Raw genomic sequence first — 17608 nt, 5'->3', positions numbered from 1 at the left:
TCGCTTTAGTTCTTCTGTATATTTTTGAAATGATTGTCCTTTTCTTGCCATAAAAAAATCCCCTCCAGATAAAACAGTATTGAGTCCATCATATCAGATGGACTCTTTTTTTACTGTCTACCTATAGGGGATAATACCAACCATCTGAACGCTTTACTCTTTTTTTCTATTCGATAATATACTTGGCAATTGTACATTAACTGCTAACTTATGAATAAATCCAAACACTAATCCAATCCCAATAAATATGTATAAGATTGTAAATATCTTTCCGAAATCAGTTTGCGGACTAAAATTCCCATCACCGACAGTCGTCAACGTGACCACACTAAAATATAAAGCGTCAATAGGACGTAATTCTTCAACTGTACTATAAAAAATCGTACCCGATATTAAAGTCAAAATTGTTAATACGAATAATACTTGAAATTCTTTATCTTTCCACGCTCGTAAACAGGCTCTTAACATTCGCTTTAAAGTTAACAAAAATGAAAGCATTAGATTCTCCCTTCCAAACAAAAATACATTTAGTCAAAGGAAAGTCTATCACCTTTCAGTATAGAAAAAAAGTAGCCCTCTTCTATTTCTAGAAAAGGGCTACTCTATTCGATTCTATCTTATTTAGGTGAAACAAGAATTTTCACTTGTGTTTTATCTTTTACAAGTGCTTCAAATCCTTCTTCAACAACTTGATCGACTGTAATTTTTTTCGTAATTAATTTCTCTGCTTGAATTTGACCAGAGCTAATTAATTTAATAACAGCTGGGAAGATGTGACGGTATCCTAAAATACCAATAACTTCTTTTTCTTTTAATACTAAGTTATTTGGAGTAATTGTTGCGTCTTTTTCCCATACACTAACAATTACAGTTTGTCCTTCGAAGCTTGTACTTTCAATCGCTTGTCGTAGTACAACTTCAACACCTGTTACTTCAAAGCTAACATTTACACCTAAACCATTTGTTAAGTTACGGATTTCAGCTAACACATCTTGAGTTGCTGGATTTAATACATAATCCGCACCTGCTAATTTCGCTAACTCTTGACGTTCTTTAGAAAGTTCAACTGCAATAACAGGAGTCGCTCCTGCTGCTTTAGCTGCTTGGATAACAAGAAGTCCAATTGGACCGCAACCAAATACTGCTACAGCTTCCCCTTCTTTTAATTTACTTTGACGTACTGCATGAACTGCTACTGCTGCTGGTTCTACAAGCGCACCTTGTTCATACGTCATTTCATCTGGAATGTGATGAACCATATCTTCTGGTACTACTGTATATTCAGAGAAACCGCCGCCTTCTCCGCCAAGACCGTGGAAAACAAGTTGTTCACAAACATTGTAATGTCCATGTTTACAAGCTTCACATTTACCACAAGAATAAATTGGTTCTACAACAACGCGGTCTCCCACTTTATGAGATGTAACTCCTTCACCAATCTCTATTACCTCACCACTAAACTCATGACCTAAAATAACAGGTGCTTTCACATGTGTTAATAGATGTTCTTCTGTTGGAATAAAAATAGGCCCTGCTAAATATTCATGCAAGTCTGTCCCACAAATACCACACCATTTAACTTTGATTTTCACTGTTCCTGGTTTTACTGTTGGTTCTGGTACTTCTTCTACTCGTACATCACGTTGATTATGCCAAAGTAGTGCTTTCATTTTATACATCCCTCTCTATGTATATACTTAACCTGGTGAAGTTTACAATTCTATTATAATACTTCTATCCATATATTTCAAAAAAACAATCGCATCTCTACTAATTTTTTACAAATAACGTTCAATATTTTGTCACTTTGTACTTTTTTCCACATCTGTTAATTCAATTTCATTGCAGGTGAAATTAGCATTATGCCATAATAGCATAGGAGAGGTGAATATCGCTTGAAATATTTTATTTACTTTATCGTTATCGTGGCATTTTTAGATACATTTTCACAATTACCTATTATGAGTACTTTCGCTCAAAGCCTTGGAGGAACCCCTCTTATTATCGGGCTAGTTGTCGGTATGTACTCATTCGCTAATATGATCGGTAATATTATTGCTGGAGCAGCTGTCGATAAATTTGGTGCAAAAAAAATCCTTTATATAAGCATGGGAATTACGAGTTTCATAGTCTTGTTATACACCGTTGTTCAAAGTGGTGAACAACTATTAGTTGTTCGCTTTATGCATGGATTTAGTGATGGCTTTTTAATTCCTGCTGCCTTTACATTTTTATCAAAACAAACAACTGCAAAAAAACAAGGAAAAGCAATGGCTCTATCTGGTGCTGCTGTTGGAACAGCGGCAATCGTAGGACCTGCTTTCAGCGGTATTATGAAAGCAACAGCTGGCGTAGAATGGGTCTTCATTACTATTTCTATTTTAATGGCTCTTGGTACGATCGTATCTCTATTCTTCTTACCAAATAACGTATCAAGAAAAGATACATCAAGAACGCAAATGATGAACAAAGAAGATATGGTTGAACTTTTAAAATCAGAACCGTTATTACAAGCATATATTGGTGCTTTCACATTAATGTTTTCACAAGGAATTGTCACTTATATGTTACCAGTAAAAGTTGAGGCATTAGCGCTTAAAGCATCCACAACAGGCATGATGTTAAGTGTATTTGGTATAACTGCTATCCTCTTCTTCTTGCTTCCAACAAATCGTATTTACGATCGATTTAATCGTTCGAAACTAATGCTAATCGGAATTGCAGTTATGGCATTCGCATTATCTTTACTCGGATTATTTGCTACAAAAGGTATGCTCTTTATCGTAATGATGATTTATGGAATTGGATTCGCAATCCTCTTCCCGTCTATTAACGCTTTACTCGTTGAAAATACTACAGACGATAATCGTGGAAAGGCATTCGGATTATTTTATGCCTTCTTCTCATTAGGAGTTGTTGCTGGCTCCTTTACAGTCGGTGCAATCGGAGCATCACCTAGCGTCAGCTTCATTATCGGGACAGCATTTTTATTAACATTTGCTGGGATGATTTATGTAAGAAGCAAAGTAAAAAAGACAATGATGGGATAATCCATCGTTGTCTTTTTTAAAATGCATATTGATATAATCCGTAATATAATGGAAGCGTTGGAATAATGCCAATTAATTTAAATATAAAAGGTAACGGCTCATCTCGCTCTTCATATAAACGAAAAACAAAAACTGCAGTTAAAGTCCAAATGACGCTAAACAAGAAGATACATTTCCAAACAATTGAGGTTAATATTTGTACATCAAATACAAAACCAAAGAGCCCTATCCACGTAATAATAGAAACTACAAAGTCAAACTTTTGAATTGGTGTTTGAAACATGCCCCTTACTAACGAAATAATAGCTAACATTGCTACAATAACTAAATATATTTTCCAAAGCATTATGATAATCTCCTATTCAATTCAACTTTTAACTTTCAATAAGCCGTATTTAATAAACAATATAGCATTATATTTTTCATAGAAATAATACAATGGATAACAAAATAAGAAGAAAATAAGTACAGTTGGTACATCATCTATAATAGAAAAATATTTTACTAGTAATTCCTTAATACTCTCTCCAATTATAATAAACAGTGGAATGATACAAATTGCTGCTAATATTAAGCACGGTGTGATTCTCATTTCTTTTAACCTCACCTTGCAGTGTGGACATCTGAATGAAAAAGGATGCGGGAGATCAATAATATGTTGCGCAGTAATCTCTCCTTCACACTGTGGACATTCAATTATTTCTTTCATTTAACTCAACTCCTTTCTATCTACAAAAAGAACACTATCCAATAGCGCTCTTTTACTGCCGAATATATTACTTTTGTGTGTAACCAAGTAACAATGTAAATAAATTAAACCGTAAAGGCAATACTACATTTCTTCTTTTACAAAAAAGGTGTATAAATACCGACGATACTTCGACAATTTCCTCGGAAATATTTCCTTTCCCCACATAATTTGATACACTACACATGAATAAAAACTTGTATTACATAAACTAAAATAATAACTTACTGTACAAATTAAAAAGCACACTCTTCATATGAAGAATGTGCTTTTATGTTATTAACGTTTAATCCAAACAGCACCTGCCGATTTATCTTCTGCCTGTCCAACAACTTGGAATTTAAGTCCAAGGTTTGGAACTTTTCTTCCTGCGTCTGCAATTTGCTTGTTACTATATACTTTTGAATCATCAAAAGTTGTAACACCTTGTAATCCAGAATAGTTAAACTGACCACGTGTTAATGAATTTACACTCCATGCTGGTGTTTTATCAAATGAAAATGCAGCATCTGCAATTTGCATGCCCGTATTACCGTATGCTGGTTTCCCGTTTAAATTACCAACTAGCGCTTCTGGATGAGAGTCAACAACACCAAGGAATCCTTCACCTGGATGCATCCCAACCCAGTTATCTTTAAAACTATCATCTGCATACCAAACGACAAGACCTGTATTATACACTGGACCTTTTCCTGCTTTTAATCCATTATCTGATCCCGCATAGTTTCTCCATTCTAAGTAGTAGTAATGAGCTTTCTTCTCTGTCCCATCAGAAACAACAAAACCATTTAAATTCATTTTAGACTGTCCTTCTGCATCATCAGAAAATACAACTTGTCCATCAACAGTTACATTTACATTATCCATCGCAAAACCTTTATATGTTACAGCCGGATCTGTAATATAGTCGAATTGTAGTTTCACTTTTTTGCCTTTAAATTGACTTAAATCATATGATTTATCAATCCATTTCCCATCTGTTGTATCTTTATCTCCTTGGACTACTTTTTCTCCAAGTCTATCAATTAACGTCTTCGTTCCATCTTCTGTTACTGCATGTACTTCGACGAAATCGCACTCTGCTTCTAACTCATAATTTGCTTTATAATCGAATTTTGCATTTGTTCCCTTTGTTAAATCAAAGAATGGTGTCTCTAACGTTGTATGCATATCATCGCCTCTTGTACTATAATATGCATGCTTTCCAAACTCCGGTTTAATCGTTTCAACACTTTTACCTGGTAAGTTAACACGTACAACGCCTGGACGATTTGATTTCGTAACACTTTGATCAATATAGGTAGGAACTCCCACACCACTCTTAATTTTATCGTAATCTACTTCTAATATTTTTGCCCAGTTGCCACCCATATTCTTTTGTAAGAAGTCTTTATTTTGTGGTGAAAAACTAGTCGGCTCTGTTCCTGCGATTTTCCCTGTCCAACTACCTCCACTCATTAATGACCAAGCTTCGACTGGTGAACCATTTCCAGTATATTTCGTGTCATATTCATCTGGTAATCCAAGATCATGTCCAAATTCATGTGCAAACACACCTACAGCTCCATCTTCTGGTTCAATTGTGTAATCATGTGCTGCTACTTTACCACCAAAGTAATCTACCTTTGATTTCGTACCTTCAATCGCTACTGGATCTACTGCTAATTTTGAACGATGTGACCAGATCGCATCATCACCTAATTTACCGCCACCAGCTTCTTGACCAACACCAGCATGGATTACCATTAAATGATCAATTACACCGTCAGGTTCATTTTGATTCCCGTCCCCGTTTGTATCATATCTATCAAATTGATCAAACTGGGATAAATCTAGTCCTTTCTCAGCAGCTGCATGCAAAGCTTCTTTCACTAAATCACGTGCACCTTTCGGACCTTTATTATCGTGCCCACTGCTACCATCAGCTCCATAATCAGATGCTTTTCCTGGAACAGTTAGCCACTCCGTTACATATCCATCTGTCGTATAACTACCACCAGACTGCTCTTCATAGTATTGTTTAAACGTTTTTACTTTTGAACCATCAAATAAAGTATACGGCTCATTACCGAACAACATCTTTTGATAATGTTCTCTACTAAAGTCTTTCGAATACATATAACCTGGTGTTTGATCAATATTATTATGTTTATAATCACTAAATTCAACGAGTAGCACTAATACTTTATCTGATCGAACAGATCCCTTATATGGAGCTTGCTTTGCTTTTGAAGTTGGAACTTGCCCATTCAATTGATTTTTATTTGGTTCTGGCTTTTGCTCAAGGCTAACATTTTTTTCAGCCTTTTTTACATTTTCCTTTTCTTCCATCTTTTTCTCTTTTACTTTTTTTGTGAAATCAGACGTTTCTTGTGAGTGAGCATCTGGAAGAATTTCTTTATTCGCCTGATCTCCTTGTTTCTTTTCAATATATTGCTCAACAGCTTTTTTCGTCTCTTCTTTAGAAGATGATGGATTAATTGTTCCTCTTTCTTTCAGTGCTTCCGCTAAACGATCTTCTTGAATTAAATTGTAATCAATTGGTGTTGTAGATACATTATCTTTCTTTTTTGCTGCCGTTTCTGCATATGCTAACGGAGCACTCATTACAGATGTACATCCGATAATTGCCGCAATTGCTAATGATGACAACACTTTAAATGGTGCTTTTCTTCTCATTCCATTTCTCCCCTTTTATAAAACTTAAAATTCAGATAAATCGGTGCGTTTTTGTCGAAATCTCTGTTTACTACCCTCCCTATATAAAAAGACATAATTCTATAAACATTAAGCTTTTTGTTATAGAATCATGCCCTCCAGTTTTCTGGTCAGACCCTCTATCTTTTTATCCCTTGGTTCAATTAATAATCAGTGGGGGGATGAACAAAGCCCCCACTGATTAAAGTTTCACTTTATGTCGAAATATGAAAAATAAAGAGTTATGTGATATATATTAAATATCTTATATAACAAATTTAAAAGACAATATGCAAAATTGCATGAAAATTCTTTTAAATAAAAAAAAAGAATCCTAGTCAATTAAACTAGGATTCTTGCTTTTCTATTATTTCTCTTGTGTTTTTTCCCAATCAGCTAAGAATTTCTCAATTCCTTGATCTGTTAATGGGTGCTTCACTAATGAAGCAATTACGTTTGCTGGGATTGTTGCAATATGTGCACCGTTTAATGCTGCGTCAGTTACGTGAACACTGTGACGTACAGATGCTGCAATGATTTCTGTTTCGATGCCATGAATTGCAAAGATTTCTGCGATTTGACGAATTAAGTCCATACCGTTATGACCGATATCGTCTAAGCGACCTAAGAATGGTGAAACGTATGTTGCACCAGCACGAGCTGCAAGTAATGCTTGAACTGCTGAGAACACTAATGTAACGTTTGTACGAATTCCTAAATCAGAGAACGCTTTTACTGCTTTTAAACCTTCTGTTGTCATTGGAACTTTTACTACAACGTTTGGAGCAATCTTCGCTAGTTCTTTTCCTTCTTCAATCATCTTATCAGCTTCTAAGCTAATTACTTCTGCACTTACAGGTCCTTCTACAACGTTGCAAATTTCACGAATGCGTTCGTGGAAGTCTACGCCTTCTTTTGCTACAAGTGATGGATTTGTCGTTACTCCAGCTAATACACCTAATTCATTTGCCTCTTTAATTTCGTTAACGTTTGCTGTATCAATAAAGAATTTCATTTGTTGTTCTTCCTTCCTAATTTTCATTTTATATTTATTTATTTTTCTTAATAAGCTCTAATTCAATCGGAATAGATTTGTCCACTTTTTTACCTTGTGTTATCTCTTTTGCTGTTTGCATCGCCTTCTCCCCGATTAATTCCGGTTTTTGAGCAACTGTTGCAGCCATACGCCCATCGTTAACCGCTTTCACTGCATCGTCTGTTGCATCAAATCCAACAACGACTACATCTGTTTTTCCAGCAGACTTCAATGCTTCAAGTGCACCTAATGCCATCTCATCGTTATGCGCAAACACGGCTTTAATATCACCATTTGCTTGCAAAATGTTTTCCATAACAGATAATCCTTTCGCTCTATCAAAATCAGCCGCTTGTTTTGCAACTACTTTTAAAGACTTATCGGCTACGTTATGGAATCCTTTCCCACGTTCACGAGCAGCGGAAGATCCAGGGATTCCTTCTAACTCAGCAACGTTTGCTCCTTCGCCAACTAATTCCCGAATGTAATCACTAGCCATTTGACCACCTTCAATATTGTTAGAAGCAATGTGAGAAACAACCTTACCTGAATTCGCAACGCGGTCTACTGTAATAACAGGAACATTTGCTGCATTCGCCGCACTTACTGCTGAAGCAACAGCATCTGAATCGGTCGGATTAATAACAACTACATCGACACCCTTTTGAATTAAATCTTCAACATCGTTCGTTTGCTTTGCTGCATCATTTTGTGCATCAACAGCAATTAATTCGATGCCACTATCTTTCGCTTTCTTTTCTGCACCCTTTTTCAAAGTTACAAAAAAGGGATTATTTAAAGTTGAAACAGAGAATCCAACTTTAATAGTTTTATTTCGACCTTTATCGCTAGAATCCTTTGCCCATTCTGGCGGTTCCATTGAACAACCAGCAGTAATGACCATAATACATGCAACGAGTATAAGTAACCATTTCTTCATGAACTGTCCCTCCATTACGCTTCTTTTCTGCGATCAATTAATACAGCTAGTAAGATTACAAGTCCTTTTACAACTTGTTGGAAGAAAGAAGATACACCTAATAAATTTAAACCGTTATTTAATACACCGATAATAAGTACACCGATGAATGTACCAACAATCCATCCTCTTCCCCCAGAAAGACTTGTTCCACCTAATACAACTGCTGCAATTGCATCTAATTCATAAGAAGTACCTGCAGTCGGCTGTGCAGAATCTAATCGTGATGTTAAGACAATACCTGCAAGCGCTGCCAAAATTCCGGAAAGACCGTAAATCATTACTTTAATTCTCGTAACATTAATACCTGATAGTGCTGCTGCTTCTTCATTTCCACCAATTGCAAATGTACGGCGACCAAATGTCGTTTTCTTCAAAATGAAGTACAGTACTGCGAAAGCGATCATCATTGTAACAGCTGGTACCGGAATACCAAGAAAATAACCGCGGCCAAACATTTGGAACATTAAATGATCACCAAGACCAGTGATCGGACGTCCGTCCATATAAACAAGCGTCAACCCACGAAAAATAGTCATTGTTGCCAAAGTTGCAATAAATGGAGCTACTTTTCCTTTCGCAATGATGATACCGTTTACAATTCCCATTACAAGACCTGCTAATAATCCAACTGCCATTGCAAGGAACGGATCCATGCCACTTGCCATCATTCCAGCAACAAGTGCACTTGATAATGCTAAAATAGAACCTACCGATAAGTCAATACCCCCTGTTAAAATTACGAAGGTCATTCCGAATGCAATAAGCGCATTAATCGATACTTGACGCAGTATATTAAATAAATTTGGAATTTCAATAAACGCTGGATTTAAAGCTGTAATTACGACGATAATTAATACTAAACCGATTAAAGAACCGAGTTGTTGTAATACATTCCCCTTCTTAGTCATCCTTACTCTCCCCCTGTAGCTAGTGCCATAATAGACTCTTGTGATGCCTCATCTTTCCCTAAAATTCCGCCTACTTTTCCTTCATGAATAACAAGAACACGATCACTCATCCCTAAAACTTCTGGAAGCTCAGATGATACCATAATAACGGCATCTCCTTGCTCCGTAAGCTTATTCATAATAGAGTAAATTTCTTTTTTCGCTCCAACATCAACACCCCTTGTTGGTTCATCTAAAATGAGTAACTGCGGATGAATGCCTAGCCATTTTGCGATTACAACCTTTTGCTGATTTCCACCAGAAAGAGATTTCACTGCCTGCTCTCCGCTAGATGCTTTCACATTAAGAAGTTTCATCATATCCGCCGTAAACTGTTGTTCTAGCTCGTTGCTTAGAACACTTCCCTTTGAAAGACTTTCTAAATTTGGTAAAGCTAAATTTTCTCGAATTGAAAAATCTAACACTAATCCTTCAGACTTTCTATCTTCTGTAATGAAAGCAATTCTTTGTCTAATTGCATCTATTGGACTATCAATCTTTACTTCTTGTCCATTTATAAAAATTTGTCCAGAGTCTAAAGGTTCATAACCAAATATCGCTTTCATAATATCAGTGCGACCAGCCCCCATCAAACCAGCTACACCAAGGATTTCACCTTTCCTCACTTGAAACGAAACATTTTCAAATTTCCCTTTCTTCGTTCCGTTACGCATTTCAAAAATGACATCACCAATTTGACTATTTCGCTCTGGGTAACGTTCACCAATGCTGCGCCCCACCATCATACTCACTACTTCATCAAATGATGTTTCTGGAATTAATCTCTTTCCGACGAATTCTCCATCACGCAAAATCGTAATAGCATCACATATTGAGAAAATCTCTTCCATACGATGCGAAATGTACACGAATGAAACACCTTCTTTACGTAACTTATTGATTACTGTAAAGAGCGTTTCGATTTCACGATCCGTCAGTGCCGCAGTAGGTTCATCCATAATAATAACGCTCGCGTTTGTCATTAATGCTTTCGCAATTTCGATAATTTGCTGTTGTCCAACCGATAATTCCTCTGCTAACATAGCGCCTCTTACATGCAACCCTAACTCCGCTAGTTGCTGCTGCGCAATCGCGTTCATTTGTCGAGTGCGTAAAATACCTGTTTTCCCATACATTAACTCTTTGCCGAGAAACATATTTTCAGCTACTGTTAAATTCGGCAATATGTTTAGTTCTTGATGTATAAATGCGATGCCGTACTCTTCAGCTTCTTTCGCATTTTTAAAGGTGCGCTCTTGCCCATCGATCGTGATTGTCCCACCATCTTTTTTGTATACACCTGTTAAAATCTTCATGAGCGTTGATTTACCCGCTCCATTTTCCCCCATCAATGCATGGACTTCTCCTGTTTCAATCATAAACTGTGCATTCTTCAAAACAGGATTTCCATTGAACGCCTTTGAAATGTTTTTCATTTCAATATGCATTCCCATCACTTCCCTTTATTAAAAAATCACGCCTGCATGTAAAATTACATTTGCATAAGGCGTAGCCTCGCCTGTACGAATAATCGCCTTCGCTTTCTTTGTATGCTCTTTAAATTGCTCATGAGATACATACTCAAATGCTGGCTCTATTAATTTCTGCTCTATTTCTTTATTTACTTCCGCATTATTTATAATAACTTCTTCTGCTAACGTCACTTTTTCGATTGCCATATCATCAGCTACCACTTGCAATACATCTAAAAAGCTAGGTTTTCCAATTTCAACAGCTAAATCAATTCTTTTTACTCCGTCAGGAATTGGTAAACCGCAATCAGCAATTACAATCGTATCCGTATGCCCAAGTAAAGCAAGGATTGATGCAATCTCACTGTTTAATACGCCGTGTTTCTTCATCCAACAATCACCTGCACTTCACGTACTTTATCTCTCGTTGGCATGCCGCCTTGCGCCCCAAGTTTCGTTACAGAAAGACCACCAGCAATATTCGCGAAACGAATTGCTTTTTGAAGTGTCTCTCCTTCAGAAAGTGCAACTGCTAACGCACCATTAAATGTATCACCAGCTCCAGTTGTATCCACTACATCCACAGCAATGCTAGGAACATGTACAATCTCCGTGCCATTATGGAAACGAACACCGTTAGAACCTTCTGTCATCAATAATTTATTGGGATACTTCGCCAATAAATCTTCAATTGGTGATGTAAAATCATCTAATACGATGCGGCACTCATGTTCATTTGGCGTAATATAAGTCGCCTTTTCTAAAATTCCTTCTGATAAAACTTGTGCTGGCGCTGGATTCAACATAACAGGAATATTATGTTCCTCACAAATAGCCAATACATATTTTACTGTTTCAAGTGGAATTTCTAGTTGAAGAACAACCATATCCGCTTTTACAAGAAGGTCTTTGGAGCGATCTACAACTGACTTATTTACAAGAGCATTTGCCCCTTGTACGACAACAATACTGTTATCTTCTTCTGCTAAAACGATATGAGCAATTCCTGTCGTTCTATCTGTAACCGGTACCACATAATCGATAAAAATGCGTTCGTTCTCTAGATTTTTTCTAACTACTGTTCCATAATCATCATTTCCTACCGCTCCAACCATTGCTACATTTGCTCCTAATCTAGCTGCAGCAACTGCTTGGTTTGCTCCTTTCCCTCCTGGGATTGTATGAAACGCTTCACCAATTACTGTTTCTCCTGCTTTCGGCCGTTTTTTTGAAACAGCCACTAAATCCATTGAAATGCTTCCTACTACTGCAATATTTGGCATCTGTTTCATCTCCTTACTTTGTTGTATTTCGTTCTATAATTTCGATCGGCAAACGATAGTGTTTCTCTTCTAATGTATTTCCTTCCATTTGCTCTAACAACAACTCTGTTGCAATTTTCCCCATTTCATATATCGGTTGTGCAACTGTTGTAATAGATGGATACATCATTTCCGTTAAAGAAATTCCATCAAATCCGATAATTTGTAAATCATTTGGAATGACAATCCCCTTTTGAAGTGCAGCCTTTACAATACCAATCGCAATTAAATCATTCCCAGCAACAATACCATCAATATGCGGGTATTCTTCTAATAATTCCATCGCTACACGCTCACTATTTGCTGGATCAAACGTACTCTCTGCAATCATATACGAAAGATTATTTTGCGTAATAACGTCTACAAAACCTTCAAAACGTTCATTTGCAGTACTCACATCACGTGGACCGCGAATATGTGCAATATGTTTACATCCTTTATCTAGTAACAACTTTGTCGCAGCCTGACTTCCTGCATAGTTATCTGCATATACAGTAGGAATACGCTCATTAAACATACGGTCAATCGCAACAATTGGAATAGATAAATTCATGTAATTAACACTATTTTGTGGATTCGTTGCTACAATAAATCCATCTACATTATTTTGTCTAAGCACATCAATATATTGTTTCTCTTTTTCTAAACTTTCATCAGAGTTACAAAGGACAACTGTGTAACCTTGTTTATGTGCTACATCTTCTACGGCACGTGCAACTTCCGGAAAGAATGGATTCACGATATTTGGAACAACTAAGCCAATTAAACGAGACTTTTTATTATACAGTGAACGCGCTACTGTACTAGGCTTATAATCTAACATCTCAATTGCACGTTCTACCTTTTTTAATGTATCTTCGTGAACATATCCATTTTTATTTAGAACTCTGGAAACGGTCGCAACAGATACTCCTGCTAATTTCGCAACGTCTTTGATCGTACTCATTCTCTTTTCTCCTCATTTCATGTAACCGTTTACAGAAAATAATATAACGTATTTCTAAAAATACGTCAATCATTTCTCACTAAAAAGCTTTTAAGGTTATACTCAAAAAAGCACCGCCATAAGGCGATGCTTCTTCATTACGAGTATGATACAGTTTTTTCTTTTTCTTCTACAGCAGGCTCTTTAGCATCTTTTTTACGATCTGACAATTTAATTTTTTGTAAGAAAATCGTAAAGATGGCACCTACTACGATAAATACTAATCCTGTTAAGAATACAGTATGAAGCGAGTCTACTAAAGAGTTTTTCAAAATAGGTACAATACTGTTAGCGAACGCTTCTGGCATTTGTTTTAATGCCTCTGGGCTAAATAGCATTGAATATAAACCTTGTGGATCTGTGTGAATCATATCTTTAAATTTCGTTACCATTTGTCCCGCTTCTTTCGGGAATGTATCTAATACAGGTACTAAATTCTTTGTTAATGTCGCACCTGAAGTGTTATTCATAATTGATCCTAAAATTGTAATACCAAATGTACCACCGATTTGTCGGAAGAACTGACTTGATGATGTTACAACACCAAGGTCTTTTTTCGGGAAGCTTTCTTGTAACGCTAATGTTAATGTCGGCATTACAAGACCCATTCCTAAACCGATAACCATCATATAAGAAGTAGCTGTAAGCTTCGTTGTGTGCATATCCATCGTTGTTAATAACCAAAAACCACCGGCCATAATAAGCATACCTGCGATAATTTGTGGTTTTACACCAACTTTTAATACAAGTTGCCCACCGATAATACTCATCACAATCATTGTAATCATCATTGGAGTCATAATTGTTCCTGATTCAGCAGCACTTACTCCTACAATACCTTGCATGAAGAATGGTACGAACATAATCGCGCCGAACATTCCAATACTCATAAAGAATCCAATCGCATTCAGTATTGTAAATGTGCGATTTTTAAAGAAATGCATTGGTAAAATTGGCTCTTCAGCTTTCGTTTCAACGATAACAAAGCTAACGATACCAATTACAGCTAGTGCAAATAAACCGATAATTTGCCAAGAATCCCATGCATAATCTTTTCCGCCAAACGTTAGCGCAAGTAATAAACTTACAACACCGAGAATCATCGTAAAGATTCCAGCGATATCAATTTTAATTGGTCCTGTTTGTTTATGCGATTTTAATCCCATTGCAATAAAGATTGTTGCTAAAATACCAACCGGTAAGTTAATGTAGAATACCCATCTCCAGTTCACTGCATCTACAATCCAACCACCAACTTGCGGTCCAATTACAGAAGCAAGACCGTATAACGCACCAAAAATACCTTGCCATTTCGCACGTTCTTTTCCCGTGAACATATCTCCAATAATAATCATAGCCATTGGCATCATAATACCGCCACCAAGACCTTGAATACCACGGAAAATAATTAATTCTGTCATACCATTTGCCATGCCACATAACGCCGAACCAATCATGAAAATAACTAGCCCTGTTATATATACGTTACGACGACCAAGTAAATCCGCTAATTTACCTGCAATTGGTACAACTGTCGTTGATGTTAACATATAAGCTGTCGTTAACCATGTCATTAAACTTAATCCGCCTAGGTCACCGACGATACGTGGCATTGCTGTACCAACAATTGTTCCATCTAATGCAGCAAATAGCATCGCGATTACTAAACCGATTAACAACAACTTTCTATTTTGATTTTCTTGTTGCTCCATGTAATCTCCTCAATTCCTCTTAGTTATTCTCTTTTTTCTCTTGTGTCCCGCAAATAATGGTTTCTAACTTCTCAAAGAGACGTAATAAATCTTCTCTTTCTTGCAACTCTAAATGTGAAAAGTATTTTGCAATATGCTCGTTACGAGCTGTCATTGCCTCTTCTACTCTAGCTTTCCCCTTTTTTGTTAACTCGATGATGACAACGCGACGGTCACCTTTGTCGTGATAGCGTTCTACAAGTTCTTGATCGATTAGACGATCAATCATCACTGTAATCGCGCTAGGCTTCACATACATCTTTTTCGCTAATGTTGTCGCTCTTGAAGCCCCATAATGATCTAAAATCTTTAAAATATAAAACTGCGGTGGTGTAAGTCCTGTCGCTTGCATTTGTTCTAATAACTCCGTCTGCATTTTCTTTCCAATCGAAAAGGCAAGAGCTTGAATTTTATCGATATGCGTCATATCATTTGGCATGTTATCCACCTCTTATTTAAACAATAAAATATTTAATGTATTTAAATATTAATCCCACGAACAAAATCCGTCAATACTTTTATTCATAAAAACGTTTACATTTTTGTCACAAAGTTGTATAATTTTCGACGAAGTTAATATTGACAGTCACGGAGAAACGGAGTACACGGCTATGAATCATAAAAAAGGAAACTTTTTTATATTTCATGGCCTTTTTATGTTCTCTGTCTTAAAACGCTTCGAATTAATTAGGGGAGGATTTTCATTTTATGTTTTTCACACAATTATTTAAACCTGCGCCCCACGCGGAACGCTTACCAGCTGATCGCGTTGATAGCGAATACCGTAAATTACGTTTACAAGTATTCTTAGGTATCTTCATCGGTTATGCAGGTTACTACTTTGTTCGAAAAAACTTTTCACTAGCAATGCCATACTTAATCGAGCAAGGCTTTAGTAAAGGGGAACTTGGGGTTATCCTTTCAGCAGTTTCTATCGCTTACGGATTAAGTAAATTTCTTATGGGTATCGTATCCGATCGTTGTAATCCTCGCTACTTTTTAGCAGCTGGGCTATTTTTATCAGGTATCATTAATATTATTTTCGGCTCATTTTCTTTCATTACAACGAGCATTATACTTATGTTTGTACTTCAGTTTTTAAATGGATGGGTACAAGGTATGGGATGGCCTCCTTGTGGTCGTACGATGGTTCACTGGTTCTCTATTAGCGAACGTGGTACAAAAATGTCTATTTGGAACGTCGCTCATAATGTTGGCGGAGCGCTTATGCCTTCACTTGTAACATTAGGCTTATACTTCTTCGCAGATGACTGGAAAAGTATTTTTTACTTCCCAGGTATTCTTTCAATTTTAGTTGGTATTTATGTATTAATTACGATGAAAGATACGCCTCAATCTTGTGGACTACCTTCTATTGAAGAACATACTGGAGAATATCCACCAGATGAAAAAGTAAAAGACCGCGAACGCGAGCTTTCAGTAAAGGAAATTTTATTTAAATACGTATTAAACAATAAGTTTTTATGGTACATCGCTATTGCGAACGTTTTCGTATATTTCGTACGTTACGGCGTTGTAGACTGGGCTCCTACTTATTTAGTAGAAGAAAAAAGCTTTACTCATAGTAGCTCACGTACTGCTTACGCTCTATATGAATGGGCTGGTATTCCAGGTACACTTCTTTGCGGATGGATGAGTGATAAACTATTTAAAGGACGTCGTGCACCTGCTGGTATTCTATTTATGGTCGGTGTATTTATCGCAGTTCTTGTTTACTGGTTAAACCCTCCTGGTAATCCAATGGTTGATAGTATCGCACTTGTCGCAATTGGATTTTTAATTTACGGACCGGTTATGTTAATTGGTCTACACGCTCTAGACTTAGCACCAAAGAAAGCTGCTGGAACTGCAGCAGGCTTAACTGGATTCTTCGGTTACTTAGGCGGAGCTGCTTTCGCTAGTGCAGCTATGGGCTTTATCGTAGATGCATTCGGATGGGATGGCGGATTCATCTTATTACTTGCATCTTGCGTACTTGCAATGTTCTTCCTTGCTCTTACTTTAAATACAGGGTCAGTAAAACAAAAGCAAGCTTAAATAACATATAACAAGCATAAAAATAGCTCTTAGCATTTACATACATGCTAAGAGCTATTTTTTATTTTCATTGCTGTTCCTACTAATGATAACAACCAATTCCTTCCCTACTATAAAATTAAAAGATTTGATGAAACACCTTTATTAAAACAGCTAACGTAACAGATGCAGCAAATCCCCCTAGACAAATTAAGCTTACCCCTTGACTATATGACAAATTTTGAAATGATTTCATTACTTCCATCCTCCCTATCTCCCCTTTGATACTTTTATTTTACCAATGGGAAAAATCTCATAACATCGATTTCTCTAACAACTAACTTACAAATTTGTAAGTTAACATCTTTTCAACTTATATATCTAGTATTTCCACAAATAAGAGTCATTTATACATAAAAAAAGACCTCAGTTATACTAAGGTTGGTATTATCCCCTATAGGTAGACAGTAAAAAAAGAGTCCATCTGATATGATGGACTCAATGCTGTTTTATCTGGAGGGGATTTTTTTATGGCAAGAAAAGGACAATCATTTCAAAAATATACAGAAGAACTAAAGCGA

The 17608-nt window shown here is 36.5% G+C and carries 17 protein-coding genes; 2 read left to right on the top strand and 15 right to left on the bottom strand.

The annotated features are described in order from the left end of the window. Positions 1-153: 153 nt before the first annotated feature. Both ES895_RS28555 and bdhA read right to left on the bottom strand, forming a co-directional pair. On the bottom strand, positions 154-498 hold the full coding sequence (locus ES895_RS28555; protein WP_000948209.1) for a potassium channel family protein: 345 nt from the start codon (positions 496-498) through the stop codon (positions 154-156). Positions 499-617: 119 nt separating this feature from the next. Continuing rightward, complete coding sequence (bdhA, locus tag ES895_RS28550; protein ID WP_135238856.1) at positions 618-1670, bottom strand: (R,R)-butanediol dehydrogenase; 1053 nt, start codon at positions 1668-1670, stop codon at positions 618-620. A 225-nt stretch (positions 1671-1895) separates the two neighbouring features. On the opposite strand from bdhA, the gene ES895_RS28545 reads away from it, so the two are divergent. After that, complete coding sequence (locus tag ES895_RS28545; protein WP_097796840.1) at positions 1896-3050, top strand: MFS transporter; 1155 nt, start codon at positions 1896-1898, stop codon at positions 3048-3050. Between the two features lie 16 nt (positions 3051-3066). Here ES895_RS28545 and ES895_RS28540 read toward each other — a convergent pair whose 3' ends face one another. The 12 genes from ES895_RS28540 to ES895_RS28485 all read right to left on the bottom strand — a co-directional run bounded on the left by ES895_RS28540 (position 3067) and on the right by ES895_RS28485 (position 15429). Continuing rightward, positions 3067-3396, bottom strand: a complete 330-nt coding sequence (locus tag ES895_RS28540) for a hypothetical protein (RefSeq protein WP_000964469.1) — start codon at positions 3394-3396, stop codon at positions 3067-3069. A gap of 21 nt (positions 3397-3417) precedes the next feature. Further along, on the bottom strand, positions 3418-3759 hold the full coding sequence (locus ES895_RS28535; RefSeq protein WP_000658667.1) for a hypothetical protein: 342 nt from the start codon (positions 3757-3759) through the stop codon (positions 3418-3420). Positions 3760-4077: 318 nt separating this feature from the next. Continuing rightward, positions 4078-6477, bottom strand: a complete 2400-nt coding sequence (gene inhA2 / locus ES895_RS28530; RefSeq protein WP_001252962.1) for a M6 family metalloprotease immune inhibitor InhA2 — start codon at positions 6475-6477, stop codon at positions 4078-4080. A 385-nt stretch (positions 6478-6862) separates the two neighbouring features. Then, on the bottom strand, positions 6863-7510 hold the full coding sequence (fsa, locus tag ES895_RS28525) for a fructose-6-phosphate aldolase (RefSeq protein WP_000667698.1): 648 nt from the start codon (positions 7508-7510) through the stop codon (positions 6863-6865). A gap of 34 nt (positions 7511-7544) precedes the next feature. Then, complete coding sequence (gene rbsB, locus ES895_RS28520; RefSeq protein ID WP_000758974.1) at positions 7545-8471, bottom strand: ribose ABC transporter substrate-binding protein RbsB; 927 nt, start codon at positions 8469-8471, stop codon at positions 7545-7547. A 14-nt stretch (positions 8472-8485) separates the two neighbouring features. Beyond that, positions 8486-9421 carry an ABC transporter permease subunit gene (locus ES895_RS28515; protein ID WP_000162129.1) on the bottom strand — a complete coding sequence of 312 codons (936 nt, stop codon included), beginning with the start codon at positions 9419-9421 and terminating at the stop codon, positions 8486-8488. A gap of 2 nt (positions 9422-9423) precedes the next feature. Further along, positions 9424-10908, bottom strand: coding sequence for a ribose ABC transporter ATP-binding protein RbsA (rbsA, locus tag ES895_RS28510; RefSeq protein ID WP_002100767.1), 1485 nt, complete (start codon positions 10906-10908; stop codon positions 9424-9426). A gap of 18 nt (positions 10909-10926) precedes the next feature. Further along, a complete protein-coding gene (gene rbsD / locus ES895_RS28505; protein WP_000716154.1) occupies positions 10927-11322 on the bottom strand; it encodes a D-ribose pyranase in 396 nt (131 codons plus the stop codon). Continuing rightward, positions 11319-12215 (bottom strand): ribokinase, encoded by an 897-nt coding sequence (rbsK, locus tag ES895_RS28500; protein WP_001132867.1) that lies wholly within the window; start codon positions 12213-12215, stop codon positions 11319-11321. Before rbsK ends, rbsD begins: the two co-directional genes overlap by 4 nt. 13 nt (positions 12216-12228) lie before the next feature. After that, complete coding sequence (rbsR, locus tag ES895_RS28495; RefSeq protein ID WP_000104034.1) at positions 12229-13200, bottom strand: ribose operon transcriptional repressor RbsR; 972 nt, start codon at positions 13198-13200, stop codon at positions 12229-12231. Positions 13201-13337: 137 nt separating this feature from the next. After that, complete coding sequence (locus ES895_RS28490; RefSeq protein WP_000437645.1) at positions 13338-14951, bottom strand: MDR family MFS transporter; 1614 nt, start codon at positions 14949-14951, stop codon at positions 13338-13340. A 19-nt stretch (positions 14952-14970) separates the two neighbouring features. Further along, positions 14971-15429 (bottom strand): MarR family winged helix-turn-helix transcriptional regulator, encoded by a 459-nt coding sequence (locus tag ES895_RS28485; protein ID WP_061655597.1) that lies wholly within the window; start codon positions 15427-15429, stop codon positions 14971-14973. Positions 15430-15698: 269 nt separating this feature from the next. Here ES895_RS28485 and glpT point away from each other — a divergent pair, with 269 nt between their 5' ends. Continuing rightward, positions 15699-17048, top strand: coding sequence for a glycerol-3-phosphate transporter (gene glpT, locus ES895_RS28480; RefSeq protein ID WP_000466384.1), 1350 nt, complete (start codon positions 15699-15701; stop codon positions 17046-17048). A 118-nt stretch (positions 17049-17166) separates the two neighbouring features. On the opposite strand, the gene ES895_RS28475 is transcribed toward glpT, so the two are convergent. Continuing rightward, positions 17167-17283, bottom strand: a complete 117-nt coding sequence (locus ES895_RS28475; protein ID WP_000834733.1) for a DUF4027 family protein — start codon at positions 17281-17283, stop codon at positions 17167-17169. Positions 17284-17608: the final 325 nt, after the last annotated feature.

Origin of the sequence: Bacillus sp. 007/AIA-02/001, assembly GCF_004634455.1 — a bacterium.
GTDB lineage: Bacteria > Bacillota > Bacilli > Bacillales > Bacillaceae_G > Bacillus_A > Bacillus_A cereus.
The sequence above is the reverse complement of the archived record's forward strand: the minus strand, read 5'-3'. Positions and strand labels throughout refer to the sequence as shown.

What these genes read in the sequence shown, in the direction of transcription:
- ES895_RS28555 (WP_000948209.1), bottom strand. Translation starts at nt 498, where the DNA reads ATGCTTTCATTTTTGTTAACTTTAAAGCGAATGTTAAGAGCCTGTTTA.
- bdhA (WP_135238856.1), bottom strand. Translation starts at nt 1,670, where the DNA reads ATGAAAGCACTACTTTGGCATAATCAACGTGATGTACGAGTAGAAGAA.
- ES895_RS28540 (WP_000964469.1), bottom strand. Translation starts at nt 3,396, where the DNA reads ATGCTTTGGAAAATATATTTAGTTATTGTAGCAATGTTAGCTATTATT.
- ES895_RS28535 (WP_000658667.1), bottom strand. Translation starts at nt 3,759, where the DNA reads ATGAAAGAAATAATTGAATGTCCACAGTGTGAAGGAGAGATTACTGCG.
- inhA2 (WP_001252962.1), bottom strand. Translation starts at nt 6,477, where the DNA reads ATGAGAAGAAAAGCACCATTTAAAGTGTTGTCATCATTAGCAATTGCG.
- fsa (WP_000667698.1), bottom strand. Translation starts at nt 7,510, where the DNA reads ATGAAATTCTTTATTGATACAGCAAACGTTAACGAAATTAAAGAGGCA.
- rbsB (WP_000758974.1), bottom strand. Translation starts at nt 8,471, where the DNA reads ATGAAGAAATGGTTACTTATACTCGTTGCATGTATTATGGTCATTACT.
- ES895_RS28515 (WP_000162129.1), bottom strand. Translation starts at nt 9,421, where the DNA reads ATGACTAAGAAGGGGAATGTATTACAACAACTCGGTTCTTTAATCGGT.
- rbsA (WP_002100767.1), bottom strand. Translation starts at nt 10,908, where the DNA reads ATGCATATTGAAATGAAAAACATTTCAAAGGCGTTCAATGGAAATCCT.
- rbsD (WP_000716154.1), bottom strand. Translation starts at nt 11,322, where the DNA reads ATGAAGAAACACGGCGTATTAAACAGTGAGATTGCATCAATCCTTGCT.
- rbsK (WP_001132867.1), bottom strand. Translation starts at nt 12,215, where the DNA reads ATGCCAAATATTGCAGTAGTAGGAAGCATTTCAATGGATTTAGTGGCT.
- rbsR (WP_000104034.1), bottom strand. Translation starts at nt 13,200, where the DNA reads ATGAGTACGATCAAAGACGTTGCGAAATTAGCAGGAGTATCTGTTGCG.
- ES895_RS28490 (WP_000437645.1), bottom strand. Translation starts at nt 14,951, where the DNA reads ATGGAGCAACAAGAAAATCAAAATAGAAAGTTGTTGTTAATCGGTTTA.
- ES895_RS28485 (WP_061655597.1), bottom strand. Translation starts at nt 15,429, where the DNA reads ATGCCAAATGATATGACGCATATCGATAAAATTCAAGCTCTTGCCTTT.
- glpT (WP_000466384.1), top strand. Translation starts at nt 15,699, where the DNA reads ATGTTTTTCACACAATTATTTAAACCTGCGCCCCACGCGGAACGCTTA.
- ES895_RS28475 (WP_000834733.1), bottom strand. Translation starts at nt 17,283, where the DNA reads ATGAAATCATTTCAAAATTTGTCATATAGTCAAGGGGTAAGCTTAATT.